Genomic DNA, 15,860 nt, shown 5'->3' with positions numbered 1-15,860 from the left:
CAACCCCTTTCCGCGGCGCCGCGCGTTTAACGGAGTACGGCCCACCAACAAGGAAACCGCCATGACCGTCCCGTCCCGCTCCGTACGCTTCGTCTGCACCACGCTGATGGCCGCGCTGCTGGCCGCCTGCAATCAATCCGGCACGCCGTCCTCCGGCGGGCCCGCTTCGAACATGCCGTCGGCCGGCACGCCCGCTTCCGGCGCCTCCCCGGCCTCGCAGCCCCGGCCCGCCGCGCAGGCGCCATCGCGCGCCGCGCCGATGCCCGCTCCGGGCGCGCAGCTTGAACAGCGGGCCGCCGCTGCTGCCCCGCAGCCGCTGATCGAGCCCGCCGCGCCGCCGCCGCCGCGCCCTGCGCCCGCCAGCGCCGCGCAACGCATGCGCATGGAAAGCAAGGTCGCGGCCTACGCGCCGGCGGCGGACAGCGTGGCGCCCGACCTGCTGCCCGCCGTCGAGGACCACGAGAACTACAGCGCCTACAAGGACAATCCGGTCCACCTGGCCGCCGAGCAGCCCGTGTCGACCTTCGGGGTGGACGTGGACACCGGCTCGTATTCGAACGTGCGGCGCCTGCTGAACGAAGGCCGCCTGCCACCGCAGGACGCGGTGCGCAGCGAGGCCTTCATCAACTACTTCGACTACGGCTACACGGTTCCGGACAAGCGCGAACAGCCGTTCTCGGTCACCACCGAGCTGGCGCCCGCGCCTTGGAATCCCAAGCGCCAGCTTTTGCTGGTGGGCATCCAGGGCTACGAGGTGGCGCCCGAGGCCATTCCGGCGTCCAACCTGGTGCTGCTGGTCGACACGTCCGGCTCGATGGCGGACAAGAACAAGCTGCCGCTGCTGAAGGCCGCGCTGCGCCAGCTGGTGGACAAGCTGCGGCCCGAGGACCGCGTGGCGATCGTGACCTATGCCGGGTCGGCCGGCGTGGCCCTGCCCTCGACCTCGGCGCGCGAGAAGGCGCGCATCCTGGCGGCCATCGACGGGCTGCGCGCGGCCGGATCGACCAATGGCTCGGCCGGCCTGGACCTGGCCTACGCCCAGGCGGCGCAAGGCTACGTCAGGAACGGCGTGAACCGCATCCTGCTGGCCAGCGACGGCGACTTCAACGTGGGCACGGTGGACCTGCAGGCGCTGAAGGACAAGATCGGCGCGCAGCGCAAGCGCGGCATCGCGCTGACCACGCTGGGCGTGGGCAGTGGCAACTACAACGACGCGCTGGCCATGCAGCTGGCCGACGCCGGCAACGGCAGCTATCACTACCTGGACAACCTGGCCGAGGCGCGCAAGGTGCTGTCTCGCGAGATGAGCGCGACGCTGCTGACCATCGCGGGCGACGTGAAGGTGCAGGTCGAGTTCAATCCCGCCGCCGTGGCCGACTATCGCCTGATCGGCTACGAGAAGCGTGCCCTGGCGCGCGAGGACTTCAACAACGACAGCGTCGATGCCGGCGAGATCGGCGCGGGCGCCAGCGTGACGGCGCTGTACGAGATCACGCCGGTGGGCGCGGAGCAACCGCGCGTGGAACCGCTGCGCTATGGCGCGGCACAGGGCGCGCCAGGCGCGGAGATGCCCGCGCTGGGCAGCGGCGCGAAGCCGCGTGGCGCTTCGGAAGTCGCCTACCTGCGCCTGCGCTACAAGCTGCCGGGCCAGGACCAGAGCAAGCTGGTCGAGCAGGCCGTGTCGGCCGACGCGAGCGCCGCGCCCAGCGAACGCCTGCAGCGCGCGGCCTCGGCCGCTGCCTTCGCCCAGTGGCTGCGCGGCGGCAAATACCTGGACGGCTACACGCCGGCCCAGATCGCCACGCTGGCGCGCGGCGCGCGCGGCAGCGACCCCTACGGCCTGCAGGCCGAGTTCGCCAATCTGGTCGAACTGGCCGGCACGCTGGGCACGCCCGCGGTGCGCTGAGCGATCGCAGCGTTCGGAAAGCAGCCCGGGGGTTCGCGCCCCCGGACTGCGCCCTGCACAGGCCTTTTTCAATGCCGCTCGCCCTGCACTGCCCGCCGCCCGCGCCAAGCAAGCGTTTCCATCCGGCGATACACTGCCGGGCCATGGACATCGCCCGCGCCGACGACGAATCGCTGATGCTCGCCTACGGCGCCGAGGGCGACACGGCGGCGTTCGACGCGCTGTATGCGCGGCATCGCGCGGGCCTGTACCGCTATCTGCTGCGCGGCACGCGTAACCCGCAGACGGCGGACGACCTGTTCCAGGAGACCTGGAGCCGCGTCATCGATGCGCGCGCCCGCTACCGCCCCGAGGCCCGCTTCTCGACCTGGCTATTGCAGATCGCGCACAATCTGGTGGTGGACAGCTACCGCCGCCAGCCGGCGCGCGCCACGGTCGACGATGCCGAGGACGTGCTGGCCGCCATGCCGGCCCCCGAACACGAGCAGCCCGAACAGCAGGTCTCGCAGTTCCAGGCGCGGCGCAGCCTGCAGCGGGCCATCGAGCAGCTGCCCGACGAGCAGCGCCAGGCGCTGCTGCTGAAATGGGAGCAGGACCTCAGCGTGGAAGACATCGCGCAGATCACCGGCACGCCGCGCGAGACGGTGAAATCGCGGTTGCGCTACGCCATCGGCCGCGTCCGCGCCGCCTTGGGCGCCACCGCAGGGAGCGGGCCATGAGCCGGCCGGGCAGTCCCAGGGGCGCATACCGTGGCGCGCGGCACGAAGGCACTGCCATGCGCCCGCAGCACGAGGTACACCAATGAACGCGCCACAGCCCCCCGACGATTTCATGGATGACGACGACCGCGACCTGCGCGCGCTGTACGGCAAGCTGCCGGCGGCCGAGCCCGGCCCGGCCCTGGATGCGCGCATCCGCGCCCAGGCGCACGCCGCCGCGCGGGCGGACCAGCGTGGGCGCAACAGGCAGCGGCGGCTGCATCCGGGCTGGGCGATTGCGGCATCGGTGGTGCTGGCCAGCGGCCTGCTGCTGCTGACCGATCTGTCCCGGCAGGCGGAGGCGCCCAGCCAGGCCACCGCGCCGCGCGTCGACGCGGAACTGGCCCGGCCGCCGCAATTGCAGGACATGGCGCCCGTTCCCGCCCCCGCGCCGCCGCCGGAATTGCGGATGCAACGCAAGGCCGACGCACCGCCGTCACCGGCGCCCGACGCGGCCTCGTCCATGCCACGGCCGGGGGCCGGCATCGCGCCCGAGACCGTCGCGCCGCCGTGGCGATTGACGCCACCGTCGCTGGCGCCCGCGCCGCATGGCGGCCATGCGCCGCGCGCGGACTCCGCGGCGCCCGCCACGCCCGCGCAACCCGCGGCGCCAGCGCCACCGGCCACGCCTGCGCAACCCGCGGCGCCAGCAACCGCCGCGCGGCCCGCATCGCCCGTACGCGCAGCGCCGGTCCGTCCACCGGCGTCCTTGGCCGAGCCCGCGCCTGCCACGTCGGCGGATGCCCCGGCCGCCGCGGAGTCGAACGCGAATCGCGAACAGGCGCCGGCCGCCACGGAATCGAACACGGCCCGCCAGCAAACAGCGGCCGTTGGGGGATCCGTTGCCGGCCATGAGGATGGCGCACGGCAGGAACGCGCCCGGCAAGCCGATGCCCAGGCCGAACGGAAGACCAGCCGCTCGCTGGCGCCGCGCAAGGTGGCGGGCACGGCCGAGCAGCAGGTCGAGCGGGTGCGCGCGATGTTGAAGGCCGGCAAGCCGGATGAGGCCGTGCAGGCGCTGCAGGCGTTGCGGCAGGCCTGGCCGCAATATGACATTCCGCAGGATCTACGGCGACTGCTGCCGGAAAGCGAGCCGGCGCGGTGAGCCGGCAGGACGGCCAGGCCGGGCGATGTCCGGCTGGCCGTCCCGCGATCGATCATCGGCGTCCGCTGGACGCGCGGACTCGCCGATCCTGTTCAGCGCCCGCCCAGCGACCCGCCGCCGTCCACGCCCAGCACCTGGCCGGTGATGAAGCCGGCCTCGTCGGACAGCAGGAAGGCCACGGCGGCGGCAACCTCGGCCGGCGTGCCCAGGCGCTTCATGGGGATCGACGCCAGCGCCCGCTTCTCGGCATCGCTGCCGGCGGGATGGTTGTCGCGGAACAGCTCGGTCTCGATGGGGCCGGGCGCCACCGCGTTGGCCGTGACGCCGTACTCGGCCAGCTCCAGCGCCCAGGTGCGCGTACAGCCCACCAGCGCGTTCTTGGCAGCCGAGTAGGCGGTGCGGTCCTGCGAGCCATGGATGGCGCGGCTGACGATGTTGACGATGCGGCCCGTGCGGCGCACCTTCATCGACTCGACGAACGCCTGCGTGACCTGCACGGCGACGCGCACGTTCAGGTCCAGCACGCGGTACAGCGTGGCCAGGTCGATCTCGCCCAGGGGCTGCGGCGAGACCACGCCCACGTTGTTCACCACCGCGTCGACCGGGAATTTCTCGCGGATCTCGCGCAGCACTTCTTCCGTGCGGCCGGCGTCCGTCAGGTCGCAGGCGTACAGATAGCCGGGAAAATCCACATCGGCGGTATTGCGCGCGATGCCCACGACGTGACAGCCCAGGTCGGTCAGGCGCTGCGTCAGCGCCCAGCCGATGCCCTTGGTGGCTCCTGTCACCAGCACGCATTTGTCCTTCATGGATGGAACCCTTTAACGTTGATCATTTTTGAAGCAGCGACGCCCGGCGCCGCGCCATGCGCCCAGTAGACACCAAGCCCAGGGCGGATGTCATGCGCTTTGCGTGACAAATCGGCGCGCCCCGGTCCGGTGACGGTAACCCGCCGCGCGTCGAATTAGCGTCAAGGAAACCGCGGCATGCCCCGTCCGGCGTCCGCCCCCGGTCAGGGCCGGGTCACCATCGGCACGCGCGGCGCCACGGCGCACAGCAGCTCATAGCCGATGGTGCCGGCGGCGCTGGCCACCTCGTCCACCGACGGGCCGCCCTCGCCCCACAGCGCCACCGGCGCTCCGACACCGGCTGCCGGCACCGGGCCCAGGTCGACCATCAGCATGTCCATCGACACCCGGCCCAGCAGGCGCGTGGGCACGCCGGCCACCGTGACCGGCGTGCCGGTGCCCGCGTGGCGCGGATAGCCGTCGGCGTAGCCGCAGGCCACCACGCCCACGCGCATGGCCTGTTCGGTGTGGAAGGTGGCGCCGTAGCCGATCGCCTGCCCGGCGGGCACGTTCTGCACGCCGATGATCTCGGAGCGCAGCGACATGGCCGGCCGCAGGCCGTACGACGCGGCCGGGACGTCGTCGAAAGGCGAGGCGCCGTACAGGCAGATGCCCGGCCGCACCCAGTGCGGCATGCCGGCGCCGCCGCGCGCGATCTCGGGAAAGCGCAGCGTGGCGGCCGAATTGCAGACGCTGACCGGCCCGGTGGGCAAGCCGCCGGTGGCCACTTCGAAGGCTTCCAGCTGGCCGGCCACGCCCGGCCGCCCGTCGGCGCAGGCGAAGTGCGTCATGCGGCCGACCGAGCCCAGCACGCCCCGCGCATGCAGTTGCACGGCGCGCGCATGGGCCTGCGCGTAGTCGTGCGGCGCGAAGCCCAGCCGGTTCATGCCGCTGTTGAGCTTGACCATGACGTCGACCCGGCGCGACAGCCGCGCGCTGGCCAGCATGTCGAGCTGTTCGCGCGTGTGCACCGTGCAGGTCAGGTGATAGCGGTCGACGATTTCCAGGTCGGACGGCTGGAAGAAGCCTTCCAGCAGCAGGATGGGACCGCCCCAGCCGGCCTCGCGGCAGCGCACGGCCTCGTCCAGGTCCAGCATGGCCAGCCCCTGCGCCGCGGAAAACCCGGACACCGCGCGCTCGATGCCGTGCCCGTAGGCGTTGGCCTTGATGACCGCCCAGATCGATGCCGGCTCGGCGCCCGCCCGCGCGGCATCCTGGTCGAGATGGCGGCGCACCACGGACAGGTTGTGGCGCAGCGTGGAGACAGAGACCGAGGCGGAGATGGGACGCGGCATGGCAGGACATTCCAGGAAACATCAAGGCCGGATTTTACCGGGGCGGCCGTAATGCGGCACGATTCCGGTCGGCTCAGGCGGCATCGGCGGGCTCGCCCGGTTCGCCCGTGAAGGCCTTGGGCCAGCGCTTGAGCACGTGCCGCAAGGCGGTGACGAAACGCCTGGCCGGCGCCGACAAGGGACTGTTGGCCGCGTGGAGCAACTGGATCTTGTGCGGCAGCAAGGGCTCGATCGGGCGCAGCACGAAATGCTGGCGCGATTCCGGGTGATAGCCGAACGACTCTATCAGCGCCACGCCCACGCCTTGCCGCACCAGCGCGACGGCCTCGGGCGTGGCGCGCACCTCGATGTCAGGCTTGACCGGGACTTCGCCGGAATCCAGGAAGCGGCTGGCCAGCCTGCCGAACGGCGTGTCGGACTCGTAGCCGATCAGCAGGTGGCCGCGCAGGTCGTCGGCGCGGATGCGCGTCAGGCGGGCCAGCGGATGGCCGCGCGGGATCGCGCAGGCCAGCCAGCCATGGCCGATCTCCTCGGCCACCACGTGGGCTTGCGCGGGCGGCGCCATCGAGGCGATGCCGAAGTCGGCATGGCCCAGCAGCACGTGCGGCAGCAGCATGTCGAAGGCCAGCGGGCGGTAGCGGATCTGCGTGCCCGGGTGGCGCTCGCGGAAACGCTGGATGACCAGCGGGATCAGCCATTCGCTGAAGCTTGGGCTGGAGACGATGCTCAGCGTGCCCTCCGCGCCGGTCGACAGATTGGCCGCCAGCGCGTTCAGGCGGTGCACGCCGTCGAAGATGCGCTCGGCCTCGACGAAAAGGCGGCGTGCCTCTGGCGTGGGATGCAGGCGGCCCTTGACCCGCTCGAACAGCGCGAAACGCAGGCGGTTCTCGGCCGAGGCCAGGATGCGGCTGACCGCGGGCTGCGTGACGAACAGCATGCGGCCGGCCTCGCTGAGCGAGCCGGTGACCATGATGGCGTGGAAGACTTCGATCTGCCGCAGGCTGAGCCTGCCGACGCCGGACGGGGAAATGCTGGCCATGGAGCGATGCGGGTAGGAGCGAGGGGCGGGGGACGGCCGCGAGACCGGGCCGCGGCCCGCGCGGCATCCGGCCCGATGATGGCCGGACAGTGTGCCGAAAAAGGATAGAGCGGGCCATGCTGTTTTGCATAGCGCCCATAACCAAATGCACGCTCCATGATGGTGCACGCCCATCGGGAAACCTGAAAATAGCCATACGATTCAGCGGCTTGGAGCGATTTCCGCATGCCGGGGCACACGCTCGGACCGGGCCGCAAACGGTTTACTCCGCCGTGGTCCCGACGCATGCTGGCGCCATCGAAATTCCCTCTGACAGGATGCCGCCATGTCCCGCACCATCACCGTCGCCGCCGCCCAGCTCGGCCCGATCCAGAAGGCCGACGGCCGCGACGTGGTCATTCCCCGCATGCTGCGCCTGCTGGAACGCGCCCACCAGCGCGGCGCCGAAATCGTGGTGTTTCCCGAGCTGGCGCTGACCACGTTCTTCCCGCGCTGGTACCACGAGAATCTGGACGAAGCCGACCACTGGTACGAGACCAGCCTACCCAGTCCCGCCACCCAGCCCCTGTTCGACGCCATCCGCAAGTACGGGATCACGGTATACCTGGGCTATGCCGAACTGATCCACGAGACCGATGCGCGGGGCGTGGCGGGCAAGCGCCGCTTCAACACCTCGGTGATCATCGCCCCATCGGGCGAGATCGTGCTGAAGTACCGCAAGGTGCACCTGCCGGGCCATGCCGAATACGCCGCGCACCGCGCGGTGCAGCATCTGGAAAAACGCTATTTCGAAGTGGGCGACCTGGGCTTTCCCGTGGTGCGGGCGCCCGTGGGCGCGGCCAGCCAGCCGGTCAACATGGGCATGCTGATCTGCAATGACCGCCGCTGGCCGGAGGCCTGGCGGGTACTGGGCCTGCAGCAGGTCGAGCTGGTCATGCTGGGCTACAACACGCCCGCCATGAACCAGGACAACCGCGGCTTCGAGGCGCATCACCTGCGCGTGCTGCACTCGCAGCTGGCCATCCAGTCCGGCTGCTACCAGAACGCCTGCTTCGGCGTGGCCGTGGCGAAGGCCGGCAAGGAAGACGGGCACGAGTTGTTCGGCCATTCGATCATCGTCAACCCGCAGGGAGAGATCATCGCGCTGGCCGCCACCTGGGACGACGAGCTGATCGTCGCCGACTGCAACCTGGACCTGTGCGAACTGGGCCGCACCACCGTCTTCAACTTCGAGAAGCACCGCCGCCCCGAGGCCTATGGCCGCATCGTCGAACAGACCGGCAGCGTGCCGCCCGCCGTCTGGACGCCGTCCCGCTGACACTTCCCATGAACGCCACGATGAATCCCACCCTGACCGCGCTGCCCGACGCCATCGACCATGAAATGCTGGGCCGCCTGCGCGTGCCCACGTACGAGGACGTGCGGGCCGCCGCGCGGCGCATCGCGCCCTACGTGCGGCATACGCCGCTGCTGCGTTCGCCGCGGCTGGACGACCTGGCCGGCGCGCCCATCTGGCTGAAGCTGGAGAACCTGCAGGTCACCGGCTCGTTCAAGGCGCGCGGCGCGTTCAACGCGCTGCTGAAGCTGGACGCCGAGGCCCGCCGGCGCGGCGTGGTGGCCTATTCGACGGGCAACCATGGCCAGGCCATCGCCTGGGCGGCGCATACGCTGGACATCCCCGCCACGATCGTCATGCCGGTGGACGCGCCGCAGAACAAGGTGGAGAAGGCCGAACGCCACGGCGCGCGCGTGGTGCGCTACGACCGCAGCAAGGAAAGCCGCGAGGAGATCGGCATGCGCCTGCTGAAGGACAGCGGCGCGACGCTGGTGCCGCCCGGCGACCACCCGGACGTGCTGGCGGCGCAGGGCACGCTGGCCGTGGAGGCCCTGCAGGACCTGCCGCCCCAGGCGCTGGCCAACCTGGGACTGTTCGCCACGCCCTGCGGCGGCGGCGGCATGATCGCCGGCTGCAGCCTGGCCGTGCGCGCGCTCGCACCGCAGGCCCGCCTGGTCGCGGTCGAGCCCGCGGGCTTCGACGACACCGTGCGCTCGCTGCAAAGCGGCCGGCGCGAGCAGAACGCCCCGGACGCGAAGACGCTGTGCGATGCGCTGCAGGCCGCCACACCGGCCGAACTGCCGTATGCCATCAATGGCCGCTGCCTGGCTGGCGCGGCGGCCGTCAGCGACACGGAGGTCGGCGCCGCCATCCGCTACGCGCTGGAGGAACTGCGCCTGGTGGTCGAACCCGGCGGCGCCGTGGTGCTGGCCGCGCTGCTGGCCGGCCGGCTGGACACGCAGGGCCGCGACAGCGTCGTGGTGCTGTCGGGCGGCAACATCGACCTGCCGCTGCTGGCCAGCCTGGCGCAGTAGCGGCGCGCCGGCCGCGCCGCGAGTCCATCATCGCCCCGCGGAGATCGACGCGAACCCCATCACCCCAGCGAGAGAGACGGCAGTAAACAACGAGTCCGGCGCAGAACCGGAACGCCTGCAGTACCGTGGGCAGGCAAGCCTGCCCACGTGATCTTCACTACTCCTATAACAGTCCAAGGAAGGAAATCACCATGTCCTCGCTGCTGAAGAACGCCGCGCGCCTGCTGTCGCGCGCCCTCCTCCCCACCGCCGCGCTGCTGGCCGCCCCGGCCGCCCACGCGCAGTATCCCGAGCACGCCGTCACTATCGTCGTGCCCTTCAACACCGGCACGACGCCCGACCTGGTCACGCGCCTGCTGGCCGCCGAAATGGGCAAGAGCACGGGAGGCAATTTCGTGGTGCTGAACCGCGTGGGCGCATCGGGCATGATCGGCACGGCGTCCGTCGCCAACGCGGATCCCGATGGCTACACCATCGGCTTCGCCAACGTGGCCACGATGGCGATCAACCAGTCCCTGTACAAGAAGCTGCCGTACGACGCGGACAAGCAGCTGACCCCCGTGGCGCTGACCGGCTCGGTGCAGAACGTGCTCGCCGTGCGCCCGGGCCTGAACGTGAAGAGTGTGGACGAGCTGATCGCCATGGCGAAGAAGGCGCCCGGCAAGCTGGTGGTCGCCTCGGGCGGCAATGGCACCACGGGCCACCTGAGCGCCGCCATGTTCATGAGCATGGCCGGCATCGAACTGATGCACGTGCCCTACAAGGGCGGCGTCGAGGCCGACCTGGCTGTGCTGCGTGGCGAAGCGGACCTGGTGTTCGAGAACATCTCGTCGATCGCGTCCTTCATCGACCAGAAGAAGGTCGTGCCGCTGGCCGTGACCGGGGCCGCGCGCGATCCCATCCTGCCCGAGCTGCCCACGCTGGACGAGCTGGGGCTCAAGGGCTACCAGGCCGTGGCCTGGACCGGCTACGTCGCCCCTGCCGGCACCGATCCGAAGATCCTGGACTTCCTGAACGGCGCCATGAACAAGGCACTGGCCTCGCAGGAGGTGCAGGACAAGCTGAAGGCGATGGCCTACGTGCCCCACGTCGGCCCGCGCCAGGCCCTGTTCGACCGCGCCCACAAGGAACGTCCCGTGTGGGCGCAGGTCATCAGGCAGGCCAACGTCAACGTCGACTGACGCCAGGGAGGGCGGCATGACCACCGATCGGTACGACTTCATCATCCGCGGCGGCACCGTCATCGACGGATCCGGCGCGCCCCGCCAGCGCGCCGACGTGGCCGTGGCGGGCGGCCGCATCGCCGCGGTGGGCGACCTGTCGCAGGTCTGCGCCGCACGCACCGTCGACGCCGCCGGACGCATCGTCGCCCCGGGCTTCATCGACTCGCACACCCACGACGACCGCTACCTGACGCAGACGCCGGAGATGCCGGCCAAGCTGAGCCAGGGCGTGACCACGGTCGTCACGGGCAACTGCGGCATCAGCCAGGCGCCGTGGCTACCGGGCAGGCGCGCCGACGTGCCGGCGCCCGTGAACCTGCTGGGCACCGAGACGGCGGACTTCCCGTTCGCCACGTTCGGCGCCTACCTGCGGAACCTGGAGCGCCATCCGCCCGCGGTCAACGCCGCCTGCCTGGTCGGCCATACCTCGCTGCGCGTGGCGGCCATGGACGACCTGGACCGGCCCGCGCGCGCCGACGAGATCGCGCGCATGCAGGAGCTGCTGCGCGAGGCCATGGCCAGCGGCGCGATCGGCCTGTCCACCGGCACGGCCTATCCGGCCGCCATGCCCGCCACCACCGACGAACTGGTGGCGGTGGCGCAGGTGCTGCGCGAGTTCGGCGGCCTGTACGCCAGCCACATCCGCGACGAGGGCGACCGGATATTCGAGGCCCTGGACGAGGCCTTCGCCGTCGGCCGCGCCAGCGACGCGCCGGTGCTGGTGTCGCACCACAAGCTGATCGGCCCGCGCAACCATGGCCGCTCGGTGCAGACGCTGGCGCACGTCGCGCAGGCCATGGCGCGGCAGCCCGTGGCGCTGGACTGTTACCCCTACGTGGCCGGCTCGACCATCCTGCGCAAGGACCGGCTGGCCGTCTCCAGCCGCGTCATCGTCAGCAAGTCGGTGCCGTATCCGCAATACGCCGGCTGGAACCTGGACGACATCGCGCGCGACATGGGCCTGTCGGAAGAAGACGCCGTGGACCGCCTGCAACCCGCGGGGGCCATCTACTTCATCATGGACGAGCGCGACGTCGAGCGCATCCTGGCCTTTCCGGGCACGATGATCGGCTCGGACGGCATGCCGCACGACCCCGCCCCGCACCCGCGCCTGTGGGGCACCTTCCCGCGCGTGCTGGGCCACTACTGCCGCGACATGGGGCTGTTCACGCTGGAAGAGGCGGTGCACAAGATGAGCGGCAAGACGGCCGCCTATTTCCGGCTGCCGCATCGCGGCCTGGTGCACACCGGCTACCACGCCGACCTGGTGGTCTTCGACGCGGACACCGTGGCGGACACCGCCACCTGGTCGTCCCCCACGCGCCAGGCCCAGGGCATCGACGCCGTGTTCGTCAATGGCGAACTGGCCTGGCACCAGGGCGCGGGCACGGGCGCGCGCAGCGGCGCGGTCATCCGCCCGGCGCCGCGCGGGTGATCGCGGCCCGTGCGACGCGGGATGCGCCGCAACGGCCCGCGTCGCGCCGGCCCGTCCCCGCGACGGCCTTACAAAGGCTGACACAAGCCGTATCGGCCGTCCGCGATCCGCGCAGGCGCATTCCTTACAATGGCCCGGTCGGGCGGGACCCTTCGCACAGGGTTCCAATGCCCTCGTCTCGCATACCCGTATGGCCGTCGATCATTACGAGAACTTCCCTGTCGCCTCGCTGCTCCTGCCCCGCCACCTGCGCCCCGCGGTGACGGCCATCTACCGCTACGCGCGCACCGCCGACGACATCGCCGACGAGGGCGACGACACCGACGAACAACGCCTGGCCAGGCTGGGCGCGATGCGCGCCGAGCTGCACCGCATCGGCGCCGAACCGGGCGCGCCCATCCGGCCCGCGCCCGAACTGGCGCACATCTTCGAGCCGCTGGCCGACACCATCGCGCGCCACCAGTTGCCCATCACGCCGTTCTTCGACCTGCTGTCCGCCTTCGAGCAGGACGTGCAGGTCAAGCGCTACGACGACTACGCCACCCTGCTGGACTACTGCGCCCGCTCGGCCAATCCGGTGGGCCGCCTGATGCTGGGCCTTTACGACGCCGTCACGCCCGAGAACGTGCGCGACGCCGACGCCATCTGCACCGGCCTGCAGCTGGTCAATTTCTGGCAGGACGTGCGGGTGGATTGGCGCAAGCAGCGCGTCTACCTGCCGCAGGAGGACCTGCGCCGCCACGGCGTGTCGGAACAGGACCTCGCCATCGGCCGGCTGTCGCCCGAGTGGCGCGCGCTGATGGCCTTCGAAGTGGAGCGCACGCGGGCGCTGCTACACTCCGGGGCTGCGCTACCCCGCCGACTGCCGGGACGCATCGGCCTGGAACTGCGGCTGGTGGTCCAGGGCGGCCTGCGCATCCTGCAGCGCATCGAGCAAGCCCGGTACGACGTCTTCATGAACCGCCCCGAACTGGGCGCGCGCGACTGGGCCGTCATGCTGTGGCGTGCCCTTACCTAAGATGAACAACCCACCCGTCCGCCGGTCCGGCACCGGCGCAAGATGCAGGCAGACGGGCGAGCAACGACATGACCCCTGACGACTACTGCCAGGAAAAGGCCGCCAAGAGCGGTTCCAGTTTCTACTACGCCTTCCTGTTCCTGCCTCCGGAACGGCGGCGCGCCATCACGGCCCTGTACGCCTTCTGCCGCGAGGTCGACGACGTGGTCGACGAGGCGAAGGACGAGTCCGTGGCCCGCATCAAGCTGGCCTGGTGGCGCACCCAGATCGACCAGATGTACGCCGGCAAGCCGGACCATCCGGTCACGCGCGCCATGCAGCCGCACCTGGAGCCCTGTGGCATCACCCGCGACCGGCTGATCGCCGTGATCGACGGCATGCAGATGGACCTGGACCAGAGCCGCTACCTGGACTGGCCCGGCCTGCGCAAGTACTGCTGGCACGTGGCCGGCGTGGTGGGCGAGCTGTCGGCCGGCGTGTTCGGCTACACCGACCCGCGCACGCTCGAATACGCGGGCAAGCTGGGCCTGGCGTTCCAGATGACCAACATCATCCGCGACGTCGGCGACGATGCGCGGCGCGGCCGCATCTACCTGCCCGTCGACGAACTGCAGCAGTTCGAGGTGAAGGCGGCCGACATCCTCAACGGCAACTATTCCGAACGCTTCACCGCCCTGATGCGTTTCCAGGCCGACCGCGCCCGCCAGCTCTACCGCGAGGCCATGACCGCCCTGCCCGAGGCCGACCGCCGCGCGCAGCGGCCCGGCCTGATGATGGCGGCGATCTATTACGCCCTGCTGGACGAGATCGAGCGCGACAACTGGCAAGTGCTGCACCAGCGCATCTCGCTGACGCCGCTGCGCAAGCTGATGCTGGCGTGGAAGGTCTGGGTCGGCGGCGGCCGCGGCCTGGTGCGCCGCCTGTCCCTATGAAGGCGGCAGTCATCGGCGCCGGCTGGGCAGGCCTGGCCGCGGCCTCCACGCTGCGCGATCTCGGCGCCTCCGTCACCGTCTTCGAAGCCGGCCGTACGCCGGGCGGCCGCGCGCGCCGCGTAGTGCACCCGGAATTCGGCGACGGGTTGGACAACGGCCAGCACATCCTGCTGGGCGCCTACACGCAGACGCTGGCGCTGATGCGCCGCCTGGGCCGCAACCCCAACGCCTTGCTGATGCGCCGGCCGCTGCGGCTGGCCAGCCTGGACGGCGCCTTCCGCCTGTCCGCCGCGCGCCTGCCCGCGCCGTGGCATGCCGCGCTGGCGCTGCTGACCGCGCGCGGCCTGGGCTTCTCCGACAAGCTGGCCGCCCTGCGCCTGATGACGGCCTTGCGACGCGACGGCTGGCAGGTGCCCGCCGACTGGACGGTGGGCCAGCTGCTGGCCCATCACGCGCAACCGGCCGCCATGGTCCGGCAGGTCTGGGAACCGCTGTGCCTGGCGGCGCTGAACACCCCGCCCGCGCTGGCCAGCGCCGCGCTGCTCGTGCGCGTGCTGAAGGACAGCCTGGCCGGCGGCCTGCGCGACAGCGACATCCTGCTGCCCTGCGTGGACCTGTCCGCGCTGTGGCCCGACGCGGCCGCGCGGCAGGTGACGATGCGCTACGGCAATACCGTGCGCCAGCTCGATCCTTCCGACCGCTGGGTCGACGTCAACGGCGAACGCTTCGACGCCGCCGTGCTGGCCGTGCCGCCGCTGGTAGCCGCGCGCCTGCTGGGCGGCGCGCTGCGCGAAACCGGCTCGCAGGCGCTGCTGAAGGCCCTGCAGGCCTTCGACTACATGCCCATCGCCACGCTGAACCTGCGGCTGGCCCGGCCGTGGCCGCTGCCCGAACCCATGATGATGCTGCGCGAGGACGCCGCGCGCGGCCACGCCGGCCAGTGGCTGTTCGACCGCTCGCGGCTCACCGGCGCCGACCAGCGCGCCGAACTGGCCGTGGTGATCAGCGCCGCGGCCGGGCTGGCCGAGGCCGACCGCGGCGCCATCATCGCCAACCTGATCGAGCAGGTGCGCGAACAAGCCGCGCGCCACGCCGGGCTGCCGCCCATGCCGGCGGTGGAACTGGCCGAACTGTTCATCGAGAAGCGTGCCACCTTCTCGGCCGTGCCGCAGCGCGCCCGGCCGCTGAACCACACGCCATGGCGCACCCTGGCCCTGGCCGGCGACTGGACCGACACCGGCTATCCCGGCGTGCTGGAGGGCGCCGTGCGCAGCGGCCTGCAGGCCGCGCGCGTGCTGCAGGCCGGCGCCTCGGGCGGGCCGACGTCGCACGTGTAAGACGGGACGCCGAGGCGCGGCGCCGCCTTCAGCGCAGCGCGTGCACCGTCGCCAGGCCCAGCGCGGTCAGCGCCAGCGACCCCAGCAGGCTGAGCGCCGCATATCCCAGCGCCGTGCCATAGGCGCCGCGCTGCAGCATGTCCACCGTTTCCGCCGAGAAGGTCGAGAACGTGGTCAGTCCGCCCAGGAACCCCGTGATCGCCGCCAGCCGCACCCACGCCGGCCACTCGGGATGCGCGGCGATCACCGCCACCAGCACGCCGATCAGGTAGCCGCCGACCAGATTGGCCGCCAGCGTGCCCCAGGGCCAGCCCGACGCGTTGAAGCGCAGCCCCAGCAGCCAGCGCAGCCACGCGCCGGCCGCGGCGCCCAGGCCGATGGCAAGGAAGTTCAGGGGAAGCAGTGCGGTCATGATGGAAGACCCGAAAAGCAAGGCAAGGCGGCCGAAGACGATAACGCAAGTGGCGCCCAAGGCTGGCCACGCGCGCGGCGCCGCCACCGGCATCAAAATACTTAAACACCAATATTCTGACCATTTAAGCCATTTTTTGGGTATAAAAAACAGTATTTTGATGCTTAATACATCGCATTCCA

General features: G+C 71.1%; 14 protein-coding genes. 10 read left to right on the top strand and 4 right to left on the bottom strand.

The genetic code is table 11. The annotated features are described in order from the left end of the window. The first annotated feature begins 61 nt into the window (after positions 1-61). From FS845_RS19450 to FS845_RS19440, 3 genes are all read left to right on the top strand, one after another. A complete protein-coding gene (locus FS845_RS19450) occupies positions 62-1,906 on the top strand; it encodes a vWA domain-containing protein (RefSeq protein ID WP_144638411.1) in 1,845 nt (614 codons plus the stop codon). Between the two features lie 143 nt (positions 1,907-2,049). After that, positions 2,050-2,625, top strand: coding sequence for an RNA polymerase sigma factor (locus FS845_RS19445; RefSeq protein ID WP_144638409.1), 576 nt, complete (start codon positions 2,050-2,052; stop codon positions 2,623-2,625). Between the two features lie 82 nt (positions 2,626-2,707). Next, positions 2,708-3,769: a hypothetical protein gene (locus tag FS845_RS19440; protein WP_144638408.1), complete on the top strand. Its 1,062-nt coding sequence runs from the start codon at positions 2,708-2,710 to the stop codon at positions 3,767-3,769. 92 nt (positions 3,770-3,861) lie between these two features. On the opposite strand, the gene FS845_RS19435 is transcribed toward FS845_RS19440, so the two are convergent. From FS845_RS19435 to FS845_RS19425, 3 genes are all read right to left on the bottom strand, one after another. After that, entirely contained in the window at positions 3,862-4,578 is a 717-nt protein-coding gene (locus FS845_RS19435; RefSeq protein WP_144638406.1) for an SDR family oxidoreductase, read from the bottom strand. A gap of 203 nt (positions 4,579-4,781) precedes the next feature. After that, positions 4,782-5,912 carry an alanine racemase gene (gene alr, locus FS845_RS19430; protein ID WP_144638404.1) on the bottom strand — a complete coding sequence of 377 codons (1,131 nt, stop codon included), beginning with the start codon at positions 5,910-5,912 and terminating at the stop codon, positions 4,782-4,784. Positions 5,913-5,985: 73 nt separating this feature from the next. Further along, entirely contained in the window at positions 5,986-6,951 is a 966-nt protein-coding gene (locus tag FS845_RS19425; RefSeq protein WP_144638402.1) for a LysR family transcriptional regulator, read from the bottom strand. A 325-nt stretch (positions 6,952-7,276) separates the two neighbouring features. Here FS845_RS19425 and FS845_RS19420 point away from each other — a divergent pair, with 325 nt between their 5' ends. The 7 genes from FS845_RS19420 (at position 7,277) to hpnE (ending at position 15,266) form a co-directional block, all read left to right on the top strand. Continuing rightward, positions 7,277-8,269: an N-carbamoyl-D-amino-acid hydrolase gene (locus FS845_RS19420; protein ID WP_144638400.1), complete on the top strand. Its 993-nt coding sequence runs from the start codon at positions 7,277-7,279 to the stop codon at positions 8,267-8,269. An 8-nt stretch (positions 8,270-8,277) separates the two neighbouring features. Further along, positions 8,278-9,321: a threonine/serine dehydratase gene (locus FS845_RS19415; protein ID WP_260986355.1), complete on the top strand. Its 1,044-nt coding sequence runs from the start codon at positions 8,278-8,280 to the stop codon at positions 9,319-9,321. A gap of 191 nt (positions 9,322-9,512) precedes the next feature. Next, positions 9,513-10,502, top strand: a complete 990-nt coding sequence (locus FS845_RS19410; RefSeq protein ID WP_144638398.1) for a Bug family tripartite tricarboxylate transporter substrate binding protein — start codon at positions 9,513-9,515, stop codon at positions 10,500-10,502. Positions 10,503-10,518: 16 nt separating this feature from the next. Continuing rightward, entirely contained in the window at positions 10,519-11,979 is a 1,461-nt protein-coding gene (locus FS845_RS19405; protein WP_144638396.1) for an N-acyl-D-amino-acid deacylase family protein, read from the top strand. Positions 11,980-12,169: 190 nt separating this feature from the next. Beyond that, positions 12,170-12,997 (top strand): squalene synthase HpnC, encoded by an 828-nt coding sequence (gene hpnC / locus FS845_RS19400; RefSeq protein ID WP_144638394.1) that lies wholly within the window; start codon positions 12,170-12,172, stop codon positions 12,995-12,997. A 68-nt stretch (positions 12,998-13,065) separates the two neighbouring features. Beyond that, positions 13,066-13,929: a presqualene diphosphate synthase HpnD gene (hpnD, locus tag FS845_RS19395; protein WP_144638392.1), complete on the top strand. Its 864-nt coding sequence runs from the start codon at positions 13,066-13,068 to the stop codon at positions 13,927-13,929. Continuing rightward, the gene (gene hpnE / locus FS845_RS19390; RefSeq protein ID WP_144638390.1) at positions 13,926-15,266 is read left to right on the top strand and encodes a hydroxysqualene dehydroxylase HpnE; all 1,341 of its coding nucleotides are present in this window, start codon (positions 13,926-13,928) and stop codon (positions 15,264-15,266) included. The genes hpnD and hpnE overlap by 4 nt, the downstream gene beginning before the upstream one ends. A gap of 28 nt (positions 15,267-15,294) precedes the next feature. On the opposite strand, the gene crcB is transcribed toward hpnE, so the two are convergent. Beyond that, positions 15,295-15,678, bottom strand: a complete 384-nt coding sequence (crcB, locus tag FS845_RS19385) for a fluoride efflux transporter CrcB (RefSeq protein ID WP_144638388.1) — start codon at positions 15,676-15,678, stop codon at positions 15,295-15,297. Positions 15,679-15,860 lie beyond the last annotated feature (182 nt).

The organism is Bordetella genomosp. 13, from assembly GCF_007679965.1.
Lineage (GTDB): Bacteria > Pseudomonadota > Gammaproteobacteria > Burkholderiales > Burkholderiaceae_B > Bordetella.
Note: the sequence above shows the minus strand (reverse complement) of the source record. Positions and strands in the feature narration are given on the sequence as shown.

Bases quoted from the DNA above. Each gene is read 5' to 3' on its own strand.
- FS845_RS19450 (WP_144638411.1), top strand. From the start codon at position 62: ATGACCGTCCCGTCCCGCTCCGTACGCTTCGTCTGCACCACGCTGATG.
- FS845_RS19445 (WP_144638409.1), top strand. From the start codon at position 2,050: ATGGACATCGCCCGCGCCGACGACGAATCGCTGATGCTCGCCTACGGC.
- FS845_RS19440 (WP_144638408.1), top strand. From the start codon at position 2,708: ATGAACGCGCCACAGCCCCCCGACGATTTCATGGATGACGACGACCGC.
- FS845_RS19435 (WP_144638406.1), bottom strand. From the start codon at position 4,578: ATGAAGGACAAATGCGTGCTGGTGACAGGAGCCACCAAGGGCATCGGC.
- alr (WP_144638404.1), bottom strand. From the start codon at position 5,912: ATGCCGCGTCCCATCTCCGCCTCGGTCTCTGTCTCCACGCTGCGCCAC.
- FS845_RS19425 (WP_144638402.1), bottom strand. From the start codon at position 6,951: ATGGCCAGCATTTCCCCGTCCGGCGTCGGCAGGCTCAGCCTGCGGCAG.
- FS845_RS19420 (WP_144638400.1), top strand. From the start codon at position 7,277: ATGTCCCGCACCATCACCGTCGCCGCCGCCCAGCTCGGCCCGATCCAG.
- FS845_RS19415 (WP_260986355.1), top strand. From the start codon at position 8,278: ATGAACGCCACGATGAATCCCACCCTGACCGCGCTGCCCGACGCCATC.
- FS845_RS19410 (WP_144638398.1), top strand. From the start codon at position 9,513: ATGTCCTCGCTGCTGAAGAACGCCGCGCGCCTGCTGTCGCGCGCCCTC.
- FS845_RS19405 (WP_144638396.1), top strand. From the start codon at position 10,519: ATGACCACCGATCGGTACGACTTCATCATCCGCGGCGGCACCGTCATC.
- hpnC (WP_144638394.1), top strand. From the start codon at position 12,170: ATGGCCGTCGATCATTACGAGAACTTCCCTGTCGCCTCGCTGCTCCTG.
- hpnD (WP_144638392.1), top strand. From the start codon at position 13,066: ATGACCCCTGACGACTACTGCCAGGAAAAGGCCGCCAAGAGCGGTTCC.
- hpnE (WP_144638390.1), top strand. From the start codon at position 13,926: ATGAAGGCGGCAGTCATCGGCGCCGGCTGGGCAGGCCTGGCCGCGGCC.
- crcB (WP_144638388.1), bottom strand. From the start codon at position 15,678: ATGACCGCACTGCTTCCCCTGAACTTCCTTGCCATCGGCCTGGGCGCC.